General features: G+C 64.5%; 16 protein-coding genes. 7 read left to right on the top strand and 9 right to left on the bottom strand.

Annotated features, from left to right (window positions below):
• The first annotated feature begins 145 nt into the window (after window positions 1–145).
• From recQ to HX881_RS31930, 3 genes are all read left to right on the top strand, one after another.
• A complete protein-coding gene (gene recQ / locus HX881_RS31940) occupies window positions 146–2,275 on the top strand; it encodes a DNA helicase RecQ (protein ID WP_177088556.1) in 2,130 nt (709 codons plus the stop codon).
• 152 nt (window positions 2,276–2,427) lie between these two features.
• The gene (locus HX881_RS31935) at window positions 2,428–2,862 is read left to right on the top strand and encodes a MarR family transcriptional regulator (protein ID WP_017124498.1); all 435 of its coding nucleotides are present in this window, start codon (window positions 2,428–2,430) and stop codon (window positions 2,860–2,862) included.
• A 130-nt stretch (window positions 2,863–2,992) separates the two neighbouring features.
• Window positions 2,993–5,197 carry a motility hub landmark protein FimV gene (locus tag HX881_RS31930; RefSeq protein WP_177088554.1) on the top strand — a complete coding sequence of 735 codons (2,205 nt, stop codon included), beginning with the start codon at window positions 2,993–2,995 and terminating at the stop codon, window positions 5,195–5,197.
• A 66-nt stretch (window positions 5,198–5,263) separates the two neighbouring features.
• On the opposite strand, the gene HX881_RS31925 is transcribed toward HX881_RS31930, so the two are convergent.
• The gene (locus tag HX881_RS31925) at window positions 5,264–7,453 is read right to left on the bottom strand and encodes a patatin-like phospholipase family protein (protein ID WP_177088552.1); all 2,190 of its coding nucleotides are present in this window, start codon (window positions 7,451–7,453) and stop codon (window positions 5,264–5,266) included.
• A 72-nt stretch (window positions 7,454–7,525) separates the two neighbouring features.
• Between HX881_RS31925 and HX881_RS31920 the strand changes: the two genes are divergently transcribed.
• Window positions 7,526–7,810 carry an Rdx family protein gene (locus HX881_RS31920; RefSeq protein WP_017124495.1) on the top strand — a complete coding sequence of 95 codons (285 nt, stop codon included), beginning with the start codon at window positions 7,526–7,528 and terminating at the stop codon, window positions 7,808–7,810.
• Window positions 7,811–7,878: 68 nt separating this feature from the next.
• Here HX881_RS31920 and HX881_RS31915 read toward each other — a convergent pair whose 3' ends face one another.
• The 3 genes from HX881_RS31915 to HX881_RS31905 all read right to left on the bottom strand — a co-directional run bounded on the left by HX881_RS31915 (window position 7,879) and on the right by HX881_RS31905 (window position 10,046).
• Window positions 7,879–8,172, bottom strand: coding sequence for a hypothetical protein (locus HX881_RS31915; protein ID WP_177088550.1), 294 nt, complete (start codon window positions 8,170–8,172; stop codon window positions 7,879–7,881).
• 146 nt (window positions 8,173–8,318) lie between these two features.
• The gene (locus tag HX881_RS31910) at window positions 8,319–9,209 is read right to left on the bottom strand and encodes a DMT family transporter (protein ID WP_177088548.1); all 891 of its coding nucleotides are present in this window, start codon (window positions 9,207–9,209) and stop codon (window positions 8,319–8,321) included.
• A 78-nt stretch (window positions 9,210–9,287) separates the two neighbouring features.
• Complete coding sequence (locus tag HX881_RS31905; protein WP_017124492.1) at window positions 9,288–10,046, bottom strand: helix-turn-helix transcriptional regulator; 759 nt, start codon at window positions 10,044–10,046, stop codon at window positions 9,288–9,290.
• A 146-nt stretch (window positions 10,047–10,192) separates the two neighbouring features.
• On the opposite strand from HX881_RS31905, the gene HX881_RS31900 reads away from it, so the two are divergent.
• Window positions 10,193–11,014: a UDP-2,3-diacylglucosamine diphosphatase gene (locus HX881_RS31900; RefSeq protein WP_017124491.1), complete on the top strand. Its 822-nt coding sequence runs from the start codon at window positions 10,193–10,195 to the stop codon at window positions 11,012–11,014.
• 7 nt (window positions 11,015–11,021) lie between these two features.
• On the opposite strand, the gene HX881_RS31895 is transcribed toward HX881_RS31900, so the two are convergent.
• Entirely contained in the window at window positions 11,022–11,609 is a 588-nt protein-coding gene (locus HX881_RS31895; RefSeq protein WP_017124490.1) for an HD domain-containing protein, read from the bottom strand.
• A gap of 110 nt (window positions 11,610–11,719) precedes the next feature.
• Window positions 11,720–12,031, bottom strand: a complete 312-nt coding sequence (locus HX881_RS31890) for an Mpo1-like protein (protein WP_017124489.1) — start codon at window positions 12,029–12,031, stop codon at window positions 11,720–11,722.
• A 159-nt stretch (window positions 12,032–12,190) separates the two neighbouring features.
• On the opposite strand from HX881_RS31890, the gene HX881_RS31885 reads away from it, so the two are divergent.
• A complete protein-coding gene (locus HX881_RS31885) occupies window positions 12,191–13,252 on the top strand; it encodes an AraC family transcriptional regulator (protein ID WP_177088546.1) in 1,062 nt (353 codons plus the stop codon).
• On the opposite strand, the gene HX881_RS31880 is transcribed toward HX881_RS31885, so the two are convergent.
• Window positions 13,209–14,663, bottom strand: coding sequence for a TrkH family potassium uptake protein (locus HX881_RS31880; protein ID WP_177088544.1), 1,455 nt, complete (start codon window positions 14,661–14,663; stop codon window positions 13,209–13,211). The genes HX881_RS31885 and HX881_RS31880 overlap by 44 nt on opposite strands.
• A gap of 118 nt (window positions 14,664–14,781) precedes the next feature.
• On the opposite strand from HX881_RS31880, the gene HX881_RS31875 reads away from it, so the two are divergent.
• The gene (locus tag HX881_RS31875; protein ID WP_177088542.1) at window positions 14,782–15,342 is read left to right on the top strand and encodes an NAD(P)H nitroreductase; all 561 of its coding nucleotides are present in this window, start codon (window positions 14,782–14,784) and stop codon (window positions 15,340–15,342) included.
• Window positions 15,343–15,406: 64 nt separating this feature from the next.
• Here the strand turns inward: HX881_RS31875 and HX881_RS31870 are convergent, their stop codons facing one another.
• Together HX881_RS31870 and HX881_RS31865 are read right to left on the bottom strand one after the other, a co-directional pair.
• A complete protein-coding gene (locus HX881_RS31870; RefSeq protein WP_177088540.1) occupies window positions 15,407–16,741 on the bottom strand; it encodes an ATP-binding protein in 1,335 nt (444 codons plus the stop codon).
• 70 nt (window positions 16,742–16,811) lie between these two features.
• Window positions 16,812–17,240 (bottom strand): Spy/CpxP family protein refolding chaperone, encoded by a 429-nt coding sequence (locus tag HX881_RS31865; RefSeq protein ID WP_103032647.1) that lies wholly within the window; start codon window positions 17,238–17,240, stop codon window positions 16,812–16,814.
• Window positions 17,241–17,321 lie beyond the last annotated feature (81 nt).

The following is a 17,321-nucleotide window of genomic DNA, read 5'->3' as shown; positions in this document are numbered from 1 at the left end:
TGCTCGGGTATACTCCCGCGTTTTGTGATGCCCTGCCGAGGGTGGCGATGGCTGGAGAAATCCCCGCTTACGGTTTTTTCCGTGATAACGGCGGTTTTTCGACCAGCCTTCAGGCAGGGGCGTTTCGGTGATTTTTGGAGTGGTTATGCTCGAACAGGCTCAACGCGTCCTCAAGGACATCTTCGGTTACGACAGCTTTCGTGGTCGCCAGGGTGCCATTATTGAGCGCGTGGCCAATGGTGGCGACGCCCTGGTCCTGATGCCCACCGGCGGCGGCAAGTCGCTGTGTTTCCAGGTTCCGGCATTGTTGCGTGACGGGCTCGCGGTGGTGGTCTCGCCGCTGATCGCGCTGATGGACGACCAGGTCGCGACCCTGGAAGAGCTGGGCGTGGCCGCCGCGTCGCTGAATTCGACCCTGAGTGCCGAGCAGCAACGCGACCTGGCCGCGCGGATCCGCCGGGGCGAGGTGAAGATGCTGTACCTCGCTCCCGAGCGCCTGGTGCAGCCGCGCATGCTGGCGTTCCTGCAGAACCTCGATATCGCCCTGTTCGCCATCGACGAAGCCCACTGCGTTTCGCAATGGGGCCACGACTTCCGGCCGGAATACCTGCAACTCGGGCAACTGGCCGAGATGTTCCCCAATGTGCCGCGTATCGCCCTGACCGCCACCGCCGACAAGCGTACCCGCGAGGAGATCGTCAATCGCCTGCACTTGCAGGATGCCGAGCGTTTTCTCTCCAGCTTCGACCGGCCGAACATCTTCTACCGGATCGTGCCCAAGGAGCAGCCGCGCAAGCAGTTGCTGGCGTTCCTCTCGCAACGTCGCAGCGACGCCGGGATCGTCTACTGCCTGTCGCGCAAGAAGGTCGATGAAGTGGCCGCGCTCCTTTGCGAGCAGGGCTTTCCGGCCTTGCCGTATCACGCCGGCCTGCCCAACGAAACCCGGGCGGCCAACCAGAAGCGCTTCCTCAACGAGGAAGGCCTGATCATGGTCGCGACCATCGCCTTCGGCATGGGCATCGACAAGTCCAACGTGCGTTTTGTCGCGCACCTCGACCTGCCCAAGTCCCTGGAAGCCTATTACCAGGAAACCGGTCGTGCCGGCCGTGACGGCCTGCCGGCGGATGCCTGGATGGCCTACGGCCTGCAGGATGTGGTGATGCTCAAGCAGATGCTGCAGAACTCCGAGGGCGACGAGCGCCACAAGCGCCTGGAACATCACAAGCTCGATGCGATGCTGGCGCTGTGCGAGGAAACCCGTTGCCGGCGCCAGACCCTGCTGGCCTATTTCGACGAAGACCTGCCGCAACCCTGCGGGCATTGCGACAACTGTGTCGACGGCGTGCAGACCTGGGACGCCACCGAACCGGCGCGGCAGGCACTGTCGGCGATCTATCGCACGGGACAGCGTTACGGTGTCGGCCACCTGGTGGATGTGCTGCTGGGCAAGGAGAACGACAAGGTCCGCAGCTTCGGCCACCAGCACCTGGCGGTGTTCGGCGTGGGCAAGGCCCGCAGCGAGGGCGAGTGGCGCTCGCTGTTCCGGCAACTGGTGGCCCGCGGGCTGGCGGATATCGACCTGGAAGGCTACGGCGGCCTGCGCCTGACCGATACCTGCCGGCCGCTGCTGCGCGGCGAGGTCACCCTGGAGTTGCGTCGCGAGCTCAAGCCGCAGACCACCGCCAAGAGCGTCTCCGCCAGCCCGGCCAGCCAGCTGGTGCGCGGCGAAGAGCGCGAGCAGTGGGAAGCCCTGCGGGCCCTGCGACGCAAGCTGGCGGAGGAGCATGGCGTACCGCCGTATGTCATTTTCCCCGACTCCACCTTGCTGGAGATGTTGCGCAGTCAGCCGACCTCCCTGGCGGAAATGGCCCGGGTCAGCGGCGTCGGCGCGCGCAAGCTGGAGCGTTACGGCGAAGCCTTCCTCGAAGTGCTGGGCGGCGAGGCCGAGACGCCCAAGGTGGTCGCCGATATCCGTCACGAACTGATCAGCCTGGCCCGTGCCGGCATGACGCCGCTGCAGATTGCCGGTCAGCTGCAATGCTCGGAAAAGAATGTCTATACCCTGCTGGCCGAAGCCATCAGCCGTCAGCAGCTGTCGCTGGAGCAGGCCCTGGACCTGCCCGAGGACCTGCTCGGCGAGGTGCAGGATGCGTTCCTCGACGGCGAAGGCGAATTGCCCGCCGTGACCGAGATCGCCGCGCAGTTCGCCGGGCGTGTCCCGGAGGGTGTCCTGTACTGCGTACGGGCGGCCCTGCAATCCGAATTCGAACTATAAGGAGAGGGAAATGGAATATTCCCGACACCATCGCTGTTTTAATTGCGACAAGTCATGTTTGCACACAGTGCAGGCCTTGCCTCCAGCCGGGCTCCATGCTTAGCTGACTAATAATTAGTTTTGTCTATTTTCAGTCTAACCATGAGTCTTTTATGTCGTTAACCGATGAACACCGTTTTGGCATGCAGTTGGCGCACATGTCCCGAGGCTGGCGCGCCGAGCTGGATCGTCGCCTGGCCGGCCTGGGCCTGTCGCAGGCCCGCTGGCTGGTATTGCTGCACCTGGCGCGCTTCTCCGAGGCGCCTACCCAGCGTGAGCTGGCGCAGAGTGTCGGCGTCGAAGGGCCGACCCTGGCCCGTTTGCTCGACAGCCTGGAAACTCAGGGACTGGTGCAGCGCCAGGCGGTACTCGAAGACCGGCGGGCAAAGAAGATCGTGCTCTGCCCCTCGGCCCGCCCCTTGATCGAGCAGATCGAAACCATTGCCACCGCCTTGCGCCACGAGCTGTTCGTGGGTGTCGACGACGAAGAGTTGCGGATCTGCATGCGGGTTCACAGCCGCATCCTGGCCAATCTGGAAAAGTCCTGACGCATTCCCGCTCTGCCGGATTTGGAGAATCTCCGGCCGGCAGACTATAAGAGTTACTGGTTCTGTGTATTGTGTCGGCATTCCGGTCCGGCTGGCGCCGGAGGTGTTATTGCCTTCTTAAGGGAAACTCATGCTCGAGAGTTTGCAGTCCGCGTCGCGGTGCTCCACTGAAAAGTCCCCGGTGACCAAGATCCGCCTGCGCTGGATGGCGGTGGCAGCGGTATCACTGCTGCATTCGACATTGGCCTCGGCCATGGGACTGGGGGACATCACCCTGCATTCGGCGCTCAATCAGCCGCTCAATGCGGAAATCGCCCTGGTCGATCCGGGTGACCTGGCCGAAGGCGAGCTGTCGGTCAGCCTGGCGACACCCGAAGAGTTCAGCCGCGCCGGTGTCGAGCGGGTGTTCTTCCTCAACGACCTGCGCTTCACGCCGATCCTGCGGGGCAACCGCAGTGTGATCCAGGTGCAGTCGAACAAGCCGGTCAGCGAGCCTTTCCTGAATTTCCTGGTGCAGGTCAACCGGCCCAATGGCCGTTTGCTGCGCGAATACACGGTCTTGCTCGATCCACCGGGCAGCGCTGCCAGCGCCTATAACCTGCCGGCCCGCAGTGCCGCGCTGGAGCCGCAGGCGCCGCCGGTGAGTATCGCGCCACCGCCGGCAACCCAGGGCAAGCGTTATACGGTGGTCAAGGGCGACAGTTCCTGGATCATTGCCAAGCGCCTGCGCGACGCCGGCAGCCAAGCCAGTGTCAATGAGTTGTCCCAGGGCATCCGCGCGCTCAATCCCGGCAGCGAGCGGCTGACAGTGGGCCAGAGCCTGTTGCTGCCGGATGTGGCGGTGGTGCCGGGTGCTCCTGCGCCGGCTGCTGCCCAGGCCCCGGCGGCGCCGGTGCCTGAAGCGACGCAGAATGCCGAACAACTGGCCGCGGCGACCCTGGAAAACCAGCAACTGCAGAAAAACGCCGACGAATTGCAGGCGCGGCTGAAGGCACAGGATGAGCAGATCGCCAGCGACCAGAAGCAATTGGGCGACCTGCAAGCCCAACTGGCGGAACTCAAGGCCAAGGCCGTTGCCGCCCCCGTCGTTGCTCCCGCGCCGGTGACCCCGCCGGTGGTGCCGGCTCCGGTGGTGGCCGAAGAGTCCGGCGGATTCAACCTGCTGCTCCTGGCCGCGCTGGCCTTGCTGATCCTGCTGCTGGCCGCGGCGCTGGTTGTGCGTCGGCGGCGGCAGTTGGCCGAAGTGGCGGGCGAGCCCGTGCCTGTCGCGCCAGTGGTTCAGGACTCGCCGATGGTCAGCCGGGTCGTGCCCGCCGTCGCGCCGGTGGCCGCCACTGCCTCGGCCGGGCGGATCGAGCCGGTGGTCGAACCGCTGGCGCCCGCTCGACGCGAGAGCAACGAAGTCCCGGATGCCCTTGAGGGCGTGAGCATCTATATCGCCTACGGCCGCTTCAGCGAGGCCGCCGGTATTCTGCGCGAAGCCATGCTCAAGGAGCCCCAGCGTACGGACCTGCGCCTGCGCCTGCTGGACGTGCTGGCCCAGCAGGGCGACAGTGCCGGCTATGCGGTCGAAGAGCAGAGCCTGTTGGCGTCCGGCTTCAGCGAGTCGACCTTGCGCGACCTGCGTTCCAAGCACCCGAAACTGCAGGCCGCCGCGGCGCCGGTTTCCGCACCCGCGCCTGTTGTACCTCCTGCGCCCGCTCCCACGCCGGTGCCTGCCAGCGCCCCGGTGGTGCCGGTCGCTGCCGCCGCCGCGGTCGCCGCGCCGGTGCTGGCCGCCGAATGGATGGAAACGGTGCCCAAGGCCGAGACCAAGCCGCTGGAGGACGAGTTCCAGCTCAATCTCGATGACTTGTCGATGGATGCCGACTGGGATCTGGTCAGCCCGTTCGACAACGCACCGCAGCAACGCAGCAAGACGGCTGCCGAATCGCCGGTAGTGTCCGCTGCCGAACCGGTATTCGCCAGCAACCTCAATGAACTCCCTGAAGTGCTCGAGATGCCCGACGAGCAGTTCCTCAGCGATTTTGCCGAGCCGGAGCCCGAGTTACCGGTCGAAACCGAACTGAGCCTGCCGCTGGTGGGCGATACGCTGGACGACGAGTTTCTCGACAGCTTCATGGACGATGAGCAGCCCCTGGATATCGAACCGCTGGAAGTGGACTTCGACAGCCTGGAGCGTGAGCAGGCCACCGCGAGCAAGCTGGAGCAGGCGCAGACCTGTATCAATATCGGTGACCTGGATAACGCCAGCCAGTTGCTCCATGAACTGCTGCGCGAAGGCGACGAACCACTCAAGCAGACGGCGCGCACGCTGCTCGCCAGCATCCGCTAGGGCCACTTGCCTAGCGCTCCACCGACAACGCCGCACCTGACCCGTGCGGCGTTGTCGTCTGCGGCTTCAGAAGGTCTGCCCGAGGTTGAGATAGAGGGCCTGCTGGTTATCGTCGTTGACCCCATAGCTGAAGTTCAACGGCCCCAGCGGTGTGTCGAAGCCTAAGAAGATGCTGGCGGCATTGATGTAGCCGCTGTCGAACTGGTTGTCGTTGTTCCAGGCGCGACCACGCTCCAGCGAGGCGCCCATGTACAACGGGAAGTCCAGCGGCAGGTAGGAGCGTGGGGTCAGCCGCCGGTAGTACACGGCGCGCATCAGGCTGACGTTCTGTCCGGTGACCGAATCCTGGCGGAACCCCGACAGTTGCCGGGCACCGCCGAGCAGAAAGCTCGAGGTCACCACTTCGGCCTTGTCCAGGGTGCGTCCGTAGCGGCCGCCGAGGATCCAGGTGTTAGGCCCCTGGCTGAGGGCCTTGTCCAGCTTGAACTCCCACTGCCGGTAGCGCTGGTCGGAACCGAGGCTGGGATCGAACTGGCGCAGGGTCAGGCCGATGTCCTCGCCGTTATGGGGGAAGTAGACGTTGTCGAGGGAGTCGAAGGAGTACTTCAACTGGTAGAAGCCCTCGCTGAAGCTCACCCGCGGCAGGTCGCGATCGCCGATCTTGACGTCGGCCTTGCCCCAGGCCTCGCCGATGCCGAAGCGGATCTCGCCGTTATTGGCGATCTGTCGGCCCAGGTTGAGGCCGAAACCGTAGCGTTCCAGCCGGTATTCGGCGATCGGGTCGCTGTCGAGCGTGGCCTCGACGTTCTGTGACTGGGCGTTGAGGTAAGGCGCGACAAAGTACCGCGACCCCTCGTCCAGCGGCTGGTAGAACTCGCTGTAGAGGTCTTGGGTGTCGCCGATCTGCACGCGTGTCAGCCACTCGCCACCGAGGCGGTTGATGCCATTGACCCGATAGCTGGCGCCGATGTTGAAGGCGCTGTCGCCACGCAGGTCGTCGGAGAGGTTCAGGCCCAGGCGCAGGTAATCGGTGCCGCTGCGTTTGCCCCGGGCGCTGATCACCAGGGTATTGTCCTGGCCCTTGTGTACCACCCGGTACTGCACCTGCTCGAAGTAGTCCAGGCCGTAGAGCGTGCCCATGTCCGTCTGCAGGCGACCCAGGTCCAGAGGTTCGCCGAGGTTCTGGCGGATGTAGTAGCGAATCACCGAGTCGCCGACCTTCGAGTCGTTCTCGATCTTGATGGCGGTGATGATCGGCGTGCGTTGTTCCGGTGCGCGGGCGGCATTCAGTTCGGGATCGGGTTTCTGCAGCGGGCGCAGCGAGGCCAGGCGGGCGTCGAGAATGCGCGTCGCCCGGTAACCGGCCTCGATGATATCCCGGGCCCGGCCGAAGTCGGTTCCGGAGTAACTCGCCAGGGCCGGCTGGATCAGGATGTCGTCGCGGCGCAGGGTCGCCAGCTGTTCTTCCGAGTTGCGCCGGGTCATCAGGGTGATCGACTGGTTCAGTACATCGACCACCGTCGCCAGTTGCTTGCGCGAGCGCAGCGGGGTGCCGATGTCGACCACGATGGCGATATCGACGCCCATTTCCCGCACCACATCCACGGGGATGTTGTCGGTCATGCCGCCATCCACCAGCAGCCGGCCATCCAGTTCGACCGGAGCGAACACCGCCGGGATCGACATGCTGGCGCGGACCACCTTGGGCAGGTGGCCCTTGCGGAACACCACTTTTTCACCGCTGGCGATATCGGTGGCGACGGCACGGAACGGAATCGGCAGCTTGTCGAAATCACGGGTATCGCTGGCGTGGGCCAGCATGCTTTCGAGCAGCAGGGCCAGGTTCTGCCCCTGGATCACTCCCAGTGGCAGGCCGAGGCTGCCATCGTCGCGGAAGCTGAGTTTCTGTTTCACCAGGAAGTCGCGGTCATCCTGCTTGCGGCGGAAAGGCATGTCCTCGCGTGGCGGGTCGTCGGACAGGGCGCGTTTCCAGTCGATATCCAGGGCCAGTTTTTCCAGTTCGTCGATCTTGTAGCCGGACGCATACAGGCCGCCGATTACCGCCCCCATGCTGGTGCCGGCGATGGCATCGATAGCGATACCCTGTTCCTCGAGGGCCTTGAGCACGCCGATATGCGCCAGGCCACGGGCCGCGCCGCCGGAGAGCACCAGGCCGACCTTGGGCCGGGGAGATTCGGCGGCATGCGACAGAAGGGGGAGCAGGCAGAGCAACAGGCAAGACAACAGGCGGCGCATCACGGATCTCGGGGGGAGCATGAAAGAGCGCTATTATAGCGGCGCCCGATCAGCCAGGAGCCCGAGCCAATCATGTCCGCAGGTAAACCGGAAATCGTCATCACCTACTGCACCCAGTGCCAATGGCTGCTGCGTGCCGCCTGGCTGGCCCAGGAACTGTTGAGCACCTTCGCCGACGATCTCGGCAAGGTTTCCCTGGAGCCGGGGACCGGCGGGGTGTTCCGCATCACCTGCGACGCGGTGCAGATCTGGGAGCGCAAGGCCGATGGCGGCTTTCCCGAGGCCAAGGTGCTCAAGCAGCGGGTGCGCGACCGGATCGACCCCGAGCGTGACCTGGGCCACAACGAGTCGCGCTGATCGACGGCAACGTCATTGCCGCGCAATGGCGGTAATGACGTTGTCACGCCGGTTCTCCCCCCGCCGGTTTACTGGGCACTCAGCTTGGCCTTGATGAAACCGGCGATCAGGCTCAGGACCGCACCGCCGACACCGCCGCCGGCGATACTGCTGATAATGGCGGTCAGGTCCATGTCGCCGACGCTGCCACCCAGGCTGCCGTTGGTGATGGCCGAGAGCACCTGCGTCAGCAGCACCCCGCCGATACCGCCGGCCAGTGAATTGAACCAGGGGCCCAGGCTGTACTTGTCGCTGGCGGCGCCCGCGAGATTGCCACCCACCGCGCCACTGACCAGTTGAATCAGGAGACTGATGAAATCCATGGATAAACCCTCCACAGTTTGAGTAGGAGGGCAACTGGCATCGAGCTACTACCTGGAACACTGCCGCTGGCGCCGAGCAGCCCTTGTATCCGGATAACGACGGCTGGCTGTTGCGGATGCTCGAAGTATAGGACAGTCCCCGAAAATCAATGGTTCGGGGCGATTTTCGCGGTTTTCGGGGCGGCTGCCTGGCCCAGCACGCTCGACAGCACGATGGCGACAATGATCAGCGCGCCGCCCAGCAGCATGCGCAGGCTCGGGTTTTCGCCGAACAGCAACCAGGCGGCGGTGATGCCGTAGACCGGCTCCATGGCGAAGACCACGGCGGCGGTACGGGCCTTGATCACCGCCAGGCTGGCGACGAACAGGCTGTGGGCGACGCCAGTGCAGAGGATCCCGAGCAGGCCGATCCACAGCCAGTCCAGTGCGCGCACGTCTCCCAGCCCAGGGGCGGCCCAGGGCAGCAGGCAGGCGGCGACCACCAGGTTCTGGCACAGCGCCGCCTGCACCGGCGGGATCCGCCCGGAACCGGCACGGTTGGTCAGGGACAGCAGGGCGAACAGCAATCCGGACAGGACCGCCCAGAGCAGGCCGCTGGTGGCCTGGCTGGCGAGGTCGAAATCAGGCGTGACCAGTACCAGGCCGATACTGACCAGCAATACCAGGACGATTTCGTTCAGGCGGATGCGCTCGCGGAAGATCAGCCCTTCGAGGATCACGGTAAAGGCCGGGAAACTGGCAAAACCCAGGGTGGCGATGGCGACACCGGCGACTTTCACCGAAATGAAGAAGCTCACCCAGTGGCCCGCCAGCAGCAGGCCGCTGAGCAGCAGGCCCTGCCAGTCGCGGGCGTGCAGGCGTTGCCAGCCGCCATTGCGGGCCAGGCCGGCGAACAGCGCGAGGGCGAGCACGGCAAAGGCGGCACGGCCAAAGACGATGATGGCGGGGGAGGCGGCGGCGAGCTTGCCGAACACGCCGGTCAGGCCGAACATCAGTGCGCCGATATGCAGGGCGCCGAGGGCGGAACGGGGAGTCATTGCAGTCCTTGGAAGCGCGGGTTCACAAGGCTGCAGTCTAGAGGGGCGGGCGCACCGCTGTCTGTCGCGGGACTCGCGCTAGTTGTCGCCAGACTCGCGGCGCAGGGCACCGGGCGAGGCGCCGAATTCGCGTGACATCGCGGCGCAAAAGGCGCTCTGCGAACTGTAGCCGACGCGCAGGGCGATCTCGCCGATCGGCAACGCGGTTTCCCGCAGCATCCCCAGGGCCAGCCGCAGCCGGCGACCGCGGATGTAGTCCATGGGCGTCTGCCCGCATTCGGCCATGAATCGTGCATGCAGGCGGGCATTGGACAGTTCGGCGATCCGCCCCAGGTCGGCGACCTGCAACGGGCGTGCGGCATGGCGATCGATATGCGCATCCAGCGCGGCCAGGGGCAGGCGCTTGCCGTCGCCGCTACCGGCGGCGTCGTTGTTCAGGCTGGCGAGCAACAGCACGGCGCCTTGCCGGGCGATCAGCGGGTCATGCACCGGGCTGTTGGCCAACCAGTTCACCAACTGGCCCTGGCTGGCATTCAACGGTCGCGGACCGGGGTTGTCGAGCAGGCGCCGGCTGGCATCGGCGTGGTCGCCCAGGGATTGCACCAGCCAGTGTTCGTCGGGCACGTCCAGCACCAGGCAACGGCTGCCGTCCGGGCTGCCGCAGGTGTGGTGGGCGTCATAGGGAATCACCGCGACGCTCTGCTGCACGACCCGGCTGCCGCGCCCTTCGATTTCGAAGTCGAGCCGACCCGAGAGCCCGAACACCAGTTGGGCGTGGGCGTGGCTGTGGACGATCAACTCGTCGCTGTACTGGCGCAGGGTCAGGAACGGTCCCATGGCGGTCTCCTCGGCAAGTCCGCAGTCTATACCGGTTGAACTTGAAGCGGTTATGTCAGGTCGGCGGCTGTCATCAGACTGTCGCGGGAGTGTCATGGTGCATTAACTGCCCCGGTGCAAGCTCAGGAAAAATCCGGAGAATGCCCATGACCCGTGCGGAGCTCGCCAAACCCAGCCGTAAGCAACGTGTGCGAACCCTGTGGATTTCCGATGTGCACCTCGGTACCCGCGATTGCCAGGCGGAGCATCTGTCGCAGTTCCTCAAGGGCTATCACGCCGACCGGGTCTACCTGGTCGGGGATATCATCGACGGCTGGAAGCTGCGCAGCGGCATGTATTGGCCCCAGGCCCACACCAACGTGATTCGGCGCCTGCTGACCATGAGCAAGCGCGGCACCGAGGTGATCTATGTCACCGGCAACCATGATGAGTTCCTGCGTCGCTATTCGAAGCTGATCCTGGGCAATATCCAGCTGGTGGACGAAGCGGTGCATGTCACCGCCGATGGTCGCAAGCTGCTGGTGATCCACGGCGACCAGTTCGACGTCATCACCCGCTACCACCGCTGGCTGGCCTTTCTCGGCGACTCGGCCTACGAGTTCACCCTGACCCTCAACCGCTGGCTGAACCACTGGCGGGCGCGTTACGGTTATGGCTACTGGTCGCTGTCGGCGTACCTCAAGCACAAGGTCAAGACCGCGGTCAGCTTCATCAGCGACTTCGAGGAGGCCATCGCCCACGAATGCGTGAAGCGTGGCCTGGATGGCGTGGTCTGCGGGCATATCCACCACGCCGAGATTCGCCAGGTCGGTGAAGTGGAGTACCTCAACTGCGGTGACTGGGTCGAGTCCTGCACGGCGCTGATCGAGCACTGGGATGGCACCATCGAGCTGTATCGACTGGCGGATGCCCAGGCTCGCGAGGCCCAGCTCAAGCTGGAGCTGGAGAAGGTCGCGCAGGTCGGTTGATGATCGTTCAGGCCGACTGCTGTTCCATCGCCGCCTTGTAGATCGAGTTTTTCGGCTGGGCGAACAGGCGTTGCAGCATCGGCTCGAAAAAGCTCAGGGGCAGGGTGTCGTAGGCCGGGTCGAAGGCCGCGGCGTCATAGCGGGCACAGAACTCGATGGTCGGTTGATACTGCGGATGCTCGCTGAATTGTTCGCGCAGGTGTCGATCCATACCCAGGTGATGGAAGAAATAGTAGCCCTGAAAGATCCCGTGCTTCTCCACCATCCACAGGTTTTCCGGGCTGACAAACGGCTTGAGGATCGCCGTGGCGATATCCGGGTGATTATAGGAGCCGAGGGTGTCGCCGATATCGTGGAGCAGGGCGCAGACCACGTATTCCTCGTCTCGTCCATCGCGCCAGGCGCGGCTGGCGGTTTGCAGCGAGTGGGTCAGGCGATCCACCGGGAAGCCGCCGAAGTCCCCTTCCAGCAGCCTCAGGTGGGCCACGATCCGCGCCGGCAACTGCCGGGCGTAGGCGCTGAAGTCGGCGGCGATGATCGCCCAGTCTTCCTCGGTACCGTCCTGCATATGGGTAAAGCGGGCCTGGACATTCATCGGCGGTCCTTTCCTGTGCTGTGGATCCTGCCTTCAGTCTAGGCCGCGCACCGCGCCTGACAGTGGCTGCGCGAGACGGATCGCTGGCCTGCGGGGCCTCGATGGGTGGCCTAGAACGGCACCTTGCCCAGCAACATGTCGCGGTACATGACGAAATCACCCAGCAGGCTGTAGAAAGGATGCTGAAAGGTTGCCGGGCGATTCTTCTCGAAGAAGAAATGGCCGACCCAGGCGAAACTGTAGCCGGCCACCGGCAGCGCCCACAGCAACCACCAGGCCGAGCGACCGATGGCCATGGCGAGAATGAAGATGACCAGGCTGGTTCCGACGAAATGCAGGCGACGGCAGGTGCTGTCGCCGTGCTCGCTCAGGTAGTAGGGGTAGAACTCGGCAAAACTGTTGAATTTCCTGGCGTTTTCCAAAGCGTACTCTCCGTGCTTCAGCGATGGGGCGCGGGCGGTTCCCCGGGGAGCTTATTTGAGTCTAGAGTCATTAGCTGTAACGACCAGTGACAATAGGCGCCACTTTAGTATCCTTAGGCCATCAGTCGTAATATGCGGCTTACCATGTAAGAAAAGGCCATGAGCGAAAGAACGACTTCTGCAAGCTGGGCGATGGGGATTGTCAAAGCGCTGGAGATGGACGGTCTGGATTGCCGTGCCCTTTTCAGGCAGCTCGGGCTCGATTATGCCGCGCTGGATGACCCTGACGCGCGCTTCCCCCAGGACTCCATGACGCGGCTCTGGCAGCGTGCGGTGGAACTGTCCGGCAACCCGGCGATCGGCTTGAACATGGGCAAGGTGGTGCGTCCGGCGTCCTTTCATGTGGCCGGTTATGCGTTGATGTCCAGCCAGACCCTGGCCGAAGGTTTCATGCGCCTGGTGCGCTACCAGCGGATCATTGCCGAAAGCGCGGACCTGAGCTTTCGCCTGCTGCCCGAGGGCTATGCGCTGATCCTCACCGTGCATGGCGATCACCTGCCGCCGACCCGGCAGAGCGCCGAGGCATCGCTGGCCTGCGCCCTGGCCTTGTGCGGCTGGCTGACCGGGCGTACGTTGCAGCCGCGCAAGGTCCTGGTCCAGGGCTCCCAGCCGGAAGACATCGGACCCTACAAAGAAGTGTTTCATGCGCCGCTGGTGTTCAACGCGCCCTACGACGCGCTGATTTTCGAGAAAGCCGATATGGAAGCACCGTTACCCACCGCCAATGAGGCGATGGCCCTGTTGCATGATCGCTTCGCTGGCGAATACCTGGCGCGCTTTTCCGAGAGCCGGGTGACCCACAAGGCGCGCCAGGTCTTGTGTCGGTTGCTGCCCCAGGGCGAGCCCAAGCGCGAGATGGTCGCGCAGACTTTGCACCTGTCGCAGCGGACCCTGCAGCGGCGCTTGCAGGAGGAGGGCACGAGCTTCCAGACCCTGCTCGACGACACCCGTCGCGAACTGGCCGAGCAGTACCTGGCGCAGCCGCGCATGACCCTGCTGGAAATCGCCTATCTGCTGGGCTTTGCCGATCCGAGCAACTTTTTCCGCGCGTTCCGCCGCTGGTTCGAAGTGACGCCCGGCGAGTACCGGGCGCGCCTGCTGGGGACGGTGGCGACGGTCAGTGACGCCAGAATGCCGGAATACACAGCACGAACACTGTGATGATCTCCAGCCGGCCCAGCAGCATGCCCAGGGACAGGATCCACTTGGCCCCGTCCGGCAGGCTGGCGAAGTTGCCCGAGGGGCCGATCACTTCGCCCAGGCCGGGGCCTACGCCGGACACGGTGCTGGCGGCGCCGGTCAGGGCAGTCATCCAGTCCAGGCCGAGCAACGACAGGGCCAGGGCAATCGCGCAGATGGTGATGGCGAAGAAGAACGAAAAGGTCAGGATCGAGCGGACGATTTCCTCGTCGAGCCGGTGACCGTTGTACTTCTGCTTGATCACCGCCCGCGGATGGATCAACTGGTTGAGGTTGGCCTTGAGCAGGATATAGGCGACCTGGAAACGGAAGATCTTGATCCCGCCCGCCGTCGAACCTGAACACCCGCCGATAAAACCCAGGTAGAAAAACAGCATCAGCGAGAAATTGCCCCACAGGCTGTAGTCGCCCAGGGCAAAGCCGGTGGTGGTGACCACCGAGGTCACGTTCAGCGCCACGTGGCGCAGGGCATCGAGCCAGTGCAGGTCGGTGGTCCACCAGTACCAGGTGCCCAGTACCAGCCACGTCACCAATAGAAGCCCCAGCAACCCCTGGACCTGCTGGTCCTTGATCAGTGCCTTGCGGTGCCCGCGCAGGGTCGCGACGTAGAGGGTGAACGGCAGGCTGCCCAGAATCATCACCACCACCGCCACCCAGTGCACCGCCGGCTGATGCCACTTGGCCAGGGACTGGTCGGAGGTCGAGAAGCCACCGGTGGAAATCGCCGACATCGAATGGTTGATCGCATCGAACAGGTTCATGCCGGCCCACCAGAAGGCCAGGCTGCCGAGGATGGTGATGCCGACATAGGCGGTCACGATCAGGCGCGCCACCATGTGCGAGCGCGGCATGACTTTCTCCGAACGGTCCGAGGACTCGGTCTGGAACAGGCGCATGCCGCCGATTCGCAGCAGCGGCAGGATCGCCACCGCCATGCCGATAAAGCCGATGCCCCCCAGCCAGTGCAGCAGCGAGCGCCAGATCAGGATGCCGGGGGACATGTTGTCCAGGCCGCTGAGCACTGTCGAGCCGGTGGCGGTGATGCCCGACATGCTTTCGAAGAAGGCGTCGGCGTAGCTGGTGTGCAGGGTCAGCAGAAAGGGCAGGGCGGCGAAAATGCACACCACCACCCAGCTGGAGACGGTCAGCAGGTACATGTCCCGGGGGCGCAAGTGCACCTGTTCCGGGCGACCCGGGATCACCAGGGCCAGGCCGGCGATAAAGGTGATGGTGCTGGCCCAGAGAAACGACGGCAGGTCGCTGGTGCGTTCGAAAATCACCAGGGTCAGCATGGGCACGACCATGCTGATAGCCAGGGTAATCAGGAAGATGCCGATGATGAAACCGATGATGCGCAGGGTCGGCAACGCCATGAAATAAGCTCGGGGCAGGGGAAGGGCGTCATTCTACCTGCGGGCCTGTCCATGTAAACCGCCAGGGCCGCTACGGATGTGGCTAGAATAGCCGCACATTTTCCCGAGGAGGTGGCCGATGGAGGCTCTCGACAATTTGCTCAACCGTGTTTCCGCACCGCGCCTGCTGGATCCGGCACCGACGGCGGCCCAGCGCGAAGTCCTGTTCGCGGCCGCCATGCGCGCGCCGGACCATGGGCAGCTGCGGCCCTGGCGGTTCCTGACGGTAGAAGGCGCGGCTCGCGAACAGTTGGGGCAATTGCTTGCCGAGGCGGTGCAGCAGCAAGGTGGCGAAGTGACCCAGGCGGCACTCGACAAGGCCCATGGCATGCCGTTGCGGGCACCGCTGGTGGTGGTCGTGGTCGCGCGTTTGCAGGAGCATTTCAAGGTGCCGAAGTCCGAGCAACTGCTGGCCGCCGGCTGTGCGGCCCACGCGATCCTGCTGGCGGCGCACGCCCAGGGCATCGGTGCGGTCTGGCGCACCGGCGAACTGTCCTACTCGCGCCATGTGGCCAAGGGCCTGGGCCTGAGCGACGACGAGGAAGTGATCGCGTTTCTCTACCTGGGCACGCCGCAGAACGAATTGCGCCCGGCGCCCAAGGTCGACCTGACGGAGTTTGTCAGCGCCTGGTCGGCCTGAAATCCCGGGGCTTGTGTGGGAGCCGGCCGGCTCCCGCTCGATTCCGCTTGCGCAGGGACAAGGTTCAACTGGTTGTTCCCGGCTCCAGCGGCAAGTCCAGGGTGGCGATAAAGCCGCCTTGCGGATGATTCGCCAGCACCAGGCTGCCGCCATGCCGTTCCGCTGCCCGGCGCGCAATCGCCAGGCCCAGGCCATGGCCCGCCGCGGTCTGGCCGGGAGCGCGGAAGAACGGTTCGCCCAACTGTGCCAGGTGTTCGGCTTCGACGCCGGGGCCATGGTCGCGGACGCTGATTTCGATCCGTTCGCCCTGGCGCCGCGCCGAGACTTCGATGGCCTGGCCTTCGGGGTTGAAGCGCTGGGCATTGCGCAGCAGGTTATCCAGTGCCCGTTCGATCATGGTCGGCCAGCCCCTCAGGCTCAGCGCCTGTTCGGCCTCCAGTTGCACCGGTTGCTCCGTTGAGCCGAGCACGGCCTCTCTTTGCAGGACCGTCAGCAACTGATTGAGATCGACCTCTTCGGCGCTGGCCTGGTCGGCATCGACCCGGGCCAGGGCGAGAATTTCGCTGATCAGCGCTTCCAGGCGATCGCATTCGCGGGTCAGTCGCGGCCAGAGTCGTTCACGTTCCTCGGGGTTCGAACGTTCGGCCAGGGCCAGGGCGATCCGCAGGCGCGCCAGTGGCGAGCGCAGCTCGTGGGAGACATCACGCAACAATTGCCGCTGGCTGCCGATCAGGCTTTGCAGGCGGGCGCCCATCAGGTTGAAATCCTTGGCCAGCACGCCGAACTCATCGCGCCGCGCAGCCAGTTTCGCCAGGCTGTTCTGTTGATAGGTGGCCTGGCCGAGGTCATGCACGGCACCGCGCAGGCGACTCAGCGGCCGGGTGATCGACAGGGTCACCAGCAGGCTGAACAGGGTCAGCACCACCAGGGCGATGCCCAGGGCACTGAGGGGCCAGAGCAGGCTTTCACGGTGCCAGGCATCCAGCTCCGGGTGGGGAATACGGTAGATCAGCAGGTAGGTATCGCCGCTTTTCGGGCTGGTGTATTCGACCGTCAGGCGCCGCCACGGCAACCGGCGATCGTCGTTGTTCTGGCGGGCCTCGAAGGCCGCGGCACGACGAGGGAAGGTGCCCCGCACCACCGGGTCGCCGCTTTCGTTGAGGACCTGGACATCGATGTGATACTGCTTCTTGCGCTGTTCCAGGATGTCCTGGGCGGCATCTTCGCCCTGGTTTTCATAGGTCTGGGTCCAGTCTTCGGCCAGGGTCGCCAGGCCCGGATGCCGGCTGAGGATCCAGGCGTCCTGGTTGAGCATGTGTCCGAGCAGAATCGACAATCCCGCGACAAGGGCAATGGCCAGCCAGAAGCTGGCCAGGATGCGCCAGAACAGTGATCGCACGGCAATTCCTCAACCAATCAAACAGGGAAAGCCCGGCGGCATTGGCCGTCGGGCTCGGGGTAGAAGCGGATTATTGCGCTTTTTGTGGCTGCTGTGCTTTCCAGGCCTTGAATTCGGCCCATTCGGCACGGCGTTCGGCGTGTTTCTTCTGGATCTCGTCGAAGGTCTTCTGCTGGTCAGGCTTGAGCAGCGCGCGGATTTCGCCCTGGGTTTTCTGGCGAGCGGCATCCCGTTCGTTCTTGAACGCCGTCTGGTCGGCCGGCGAGAGCTTGGCCAGGTACTTCTCGGCGAGCATCTTGCGATCGCGCATCTGTTCACCCATCAGCTTGCCGATGGCGTGGCGCTGGTCAGGGGTCAGGTCCAGTTGGCTGTAGGGCGCCCGCCAGTGATTGCCGCCGCCATGGTGTGGGCCGTCCATCGGGCCACCGCTGCCAGGCATGGCCATGGCGACGGTTGGCAGGGCTGCAGCGAACATCAGGGCGATAAGGGTCTTGCGCATGGTGTTTCTCCTTGTCTCGGTTCCGGTCAGTCCGGGTGAGTACAGATTAAGGAGATCAAGGTCAGCGGCGGTCAGCGGAGG

This window comes from Pseudomonas gingeri (genome assembly GCF_013386115.1).
Lineage (GTDB): Bacteria > Pseudomonadota > Gammaproteobacteria > Pseudomonadales > Pseudomonadaceae > Aquipseudomonas > Aquipseudomonas gingeri.
Note: the sequence above shows the minus strand (reverse complement) of the source record. Positions and strands in the feature narration are given on the sequence as shown.

Coding starts and splice junctions, on each gene's coding strand:
- recQ (WP_177088556.1), top strand. CDS start 146: ATGCTCGAACAGGCTCAACGCGTCCTCAAGGACATCTTCGGTTACGAC.
- HX881_RS31935 (WP_017124498.1), top strand. CDS start 2,428: ATGTCGTTAACCGATGAACACCGTTTTGGCATGCAGTTGGCGCACATG.
- HX881_RS31930 (WP_177088554.1), top strand. CDS start 2,993: ATGCTCGAGAGTTTGCAGTCCGCGTCGCGGTGCTCCACTGAAAAGTCC.
- HX881_RS31925 (WP_177088552.1), bottom strand. CDS start 7,453: ATGCGCCGCCTGTTGTCTTGCCTGTTGCTCTGCCTGCTCCCCCTTCTG.
- HX881_RS31920 (WP_017124495.1), top strand. CDS start 7,526: ATGTCCGCAGGTAAACCGGAAATCGTCATCACCTACTGCACCCAGTGC.
- HX881_RS31915 (WP_177088550.1), bottom strand. CDS start 8,172: ATGGATTTCATCAGTCTCCTGATTCAACTGGTCAGTGGCGCGGTGGGT.
- HX881_RS31910 (WP_177088548.1), bottom strand. CDS start 9,209: ATGACTCCCCGTTCCGCCCTCGGCGCCCTGCATATCGGCGCACTGATG.
- HX881_RS31905 (WP_017124492.1), bottom strand. CDS start 10,046: ATGGGACCGTTCCTGACCCTGCGCCAGTACAGCGACGAGTTGATCGTC.
- HX881_RS31900 (WP_017124491.1), top strand. CDS start 10,193: ATGACCCGTGCGGAGCTCGCCAAACCCAGCCGTAAGCAACGTGTGCGA.
- HX881_RS31895 (WP_017124490.1), bottom strand. CDS start 11,609: ATGAATGTCCAGGCCCGCTTTACCCATATGCAGGACGGTACCGAGGAA.
- HX881_RS31885 (WP_177088546.1), top strand. CDS start 12,191: ATGAGCGAAAGAACGACTTCTGCAAGCTGGGCGATGGGGATTGTCAAA.
- HX881_RS31880 (WP_177088544.1), bottom strand. CDS start 14,663: ATGGCGTTGCCGACCCTGCGCATCATCGGTTTCATCATCGGCATCTTC.
- HX881_RS31875 (WP_177088542.1), top strand. CDS start 14,782: ATGGAGGCTCTCGACAATTTGCTCAACCGTGTTTCCGCACCGCGCCTG.
- HX881_RS31865 (WP_103032647.1), bottom strand. CDS start 17,240: ATGCGCAAGACCCTTATCGCCCTGATGTTCGCTGCAGCCCTGCCAACC.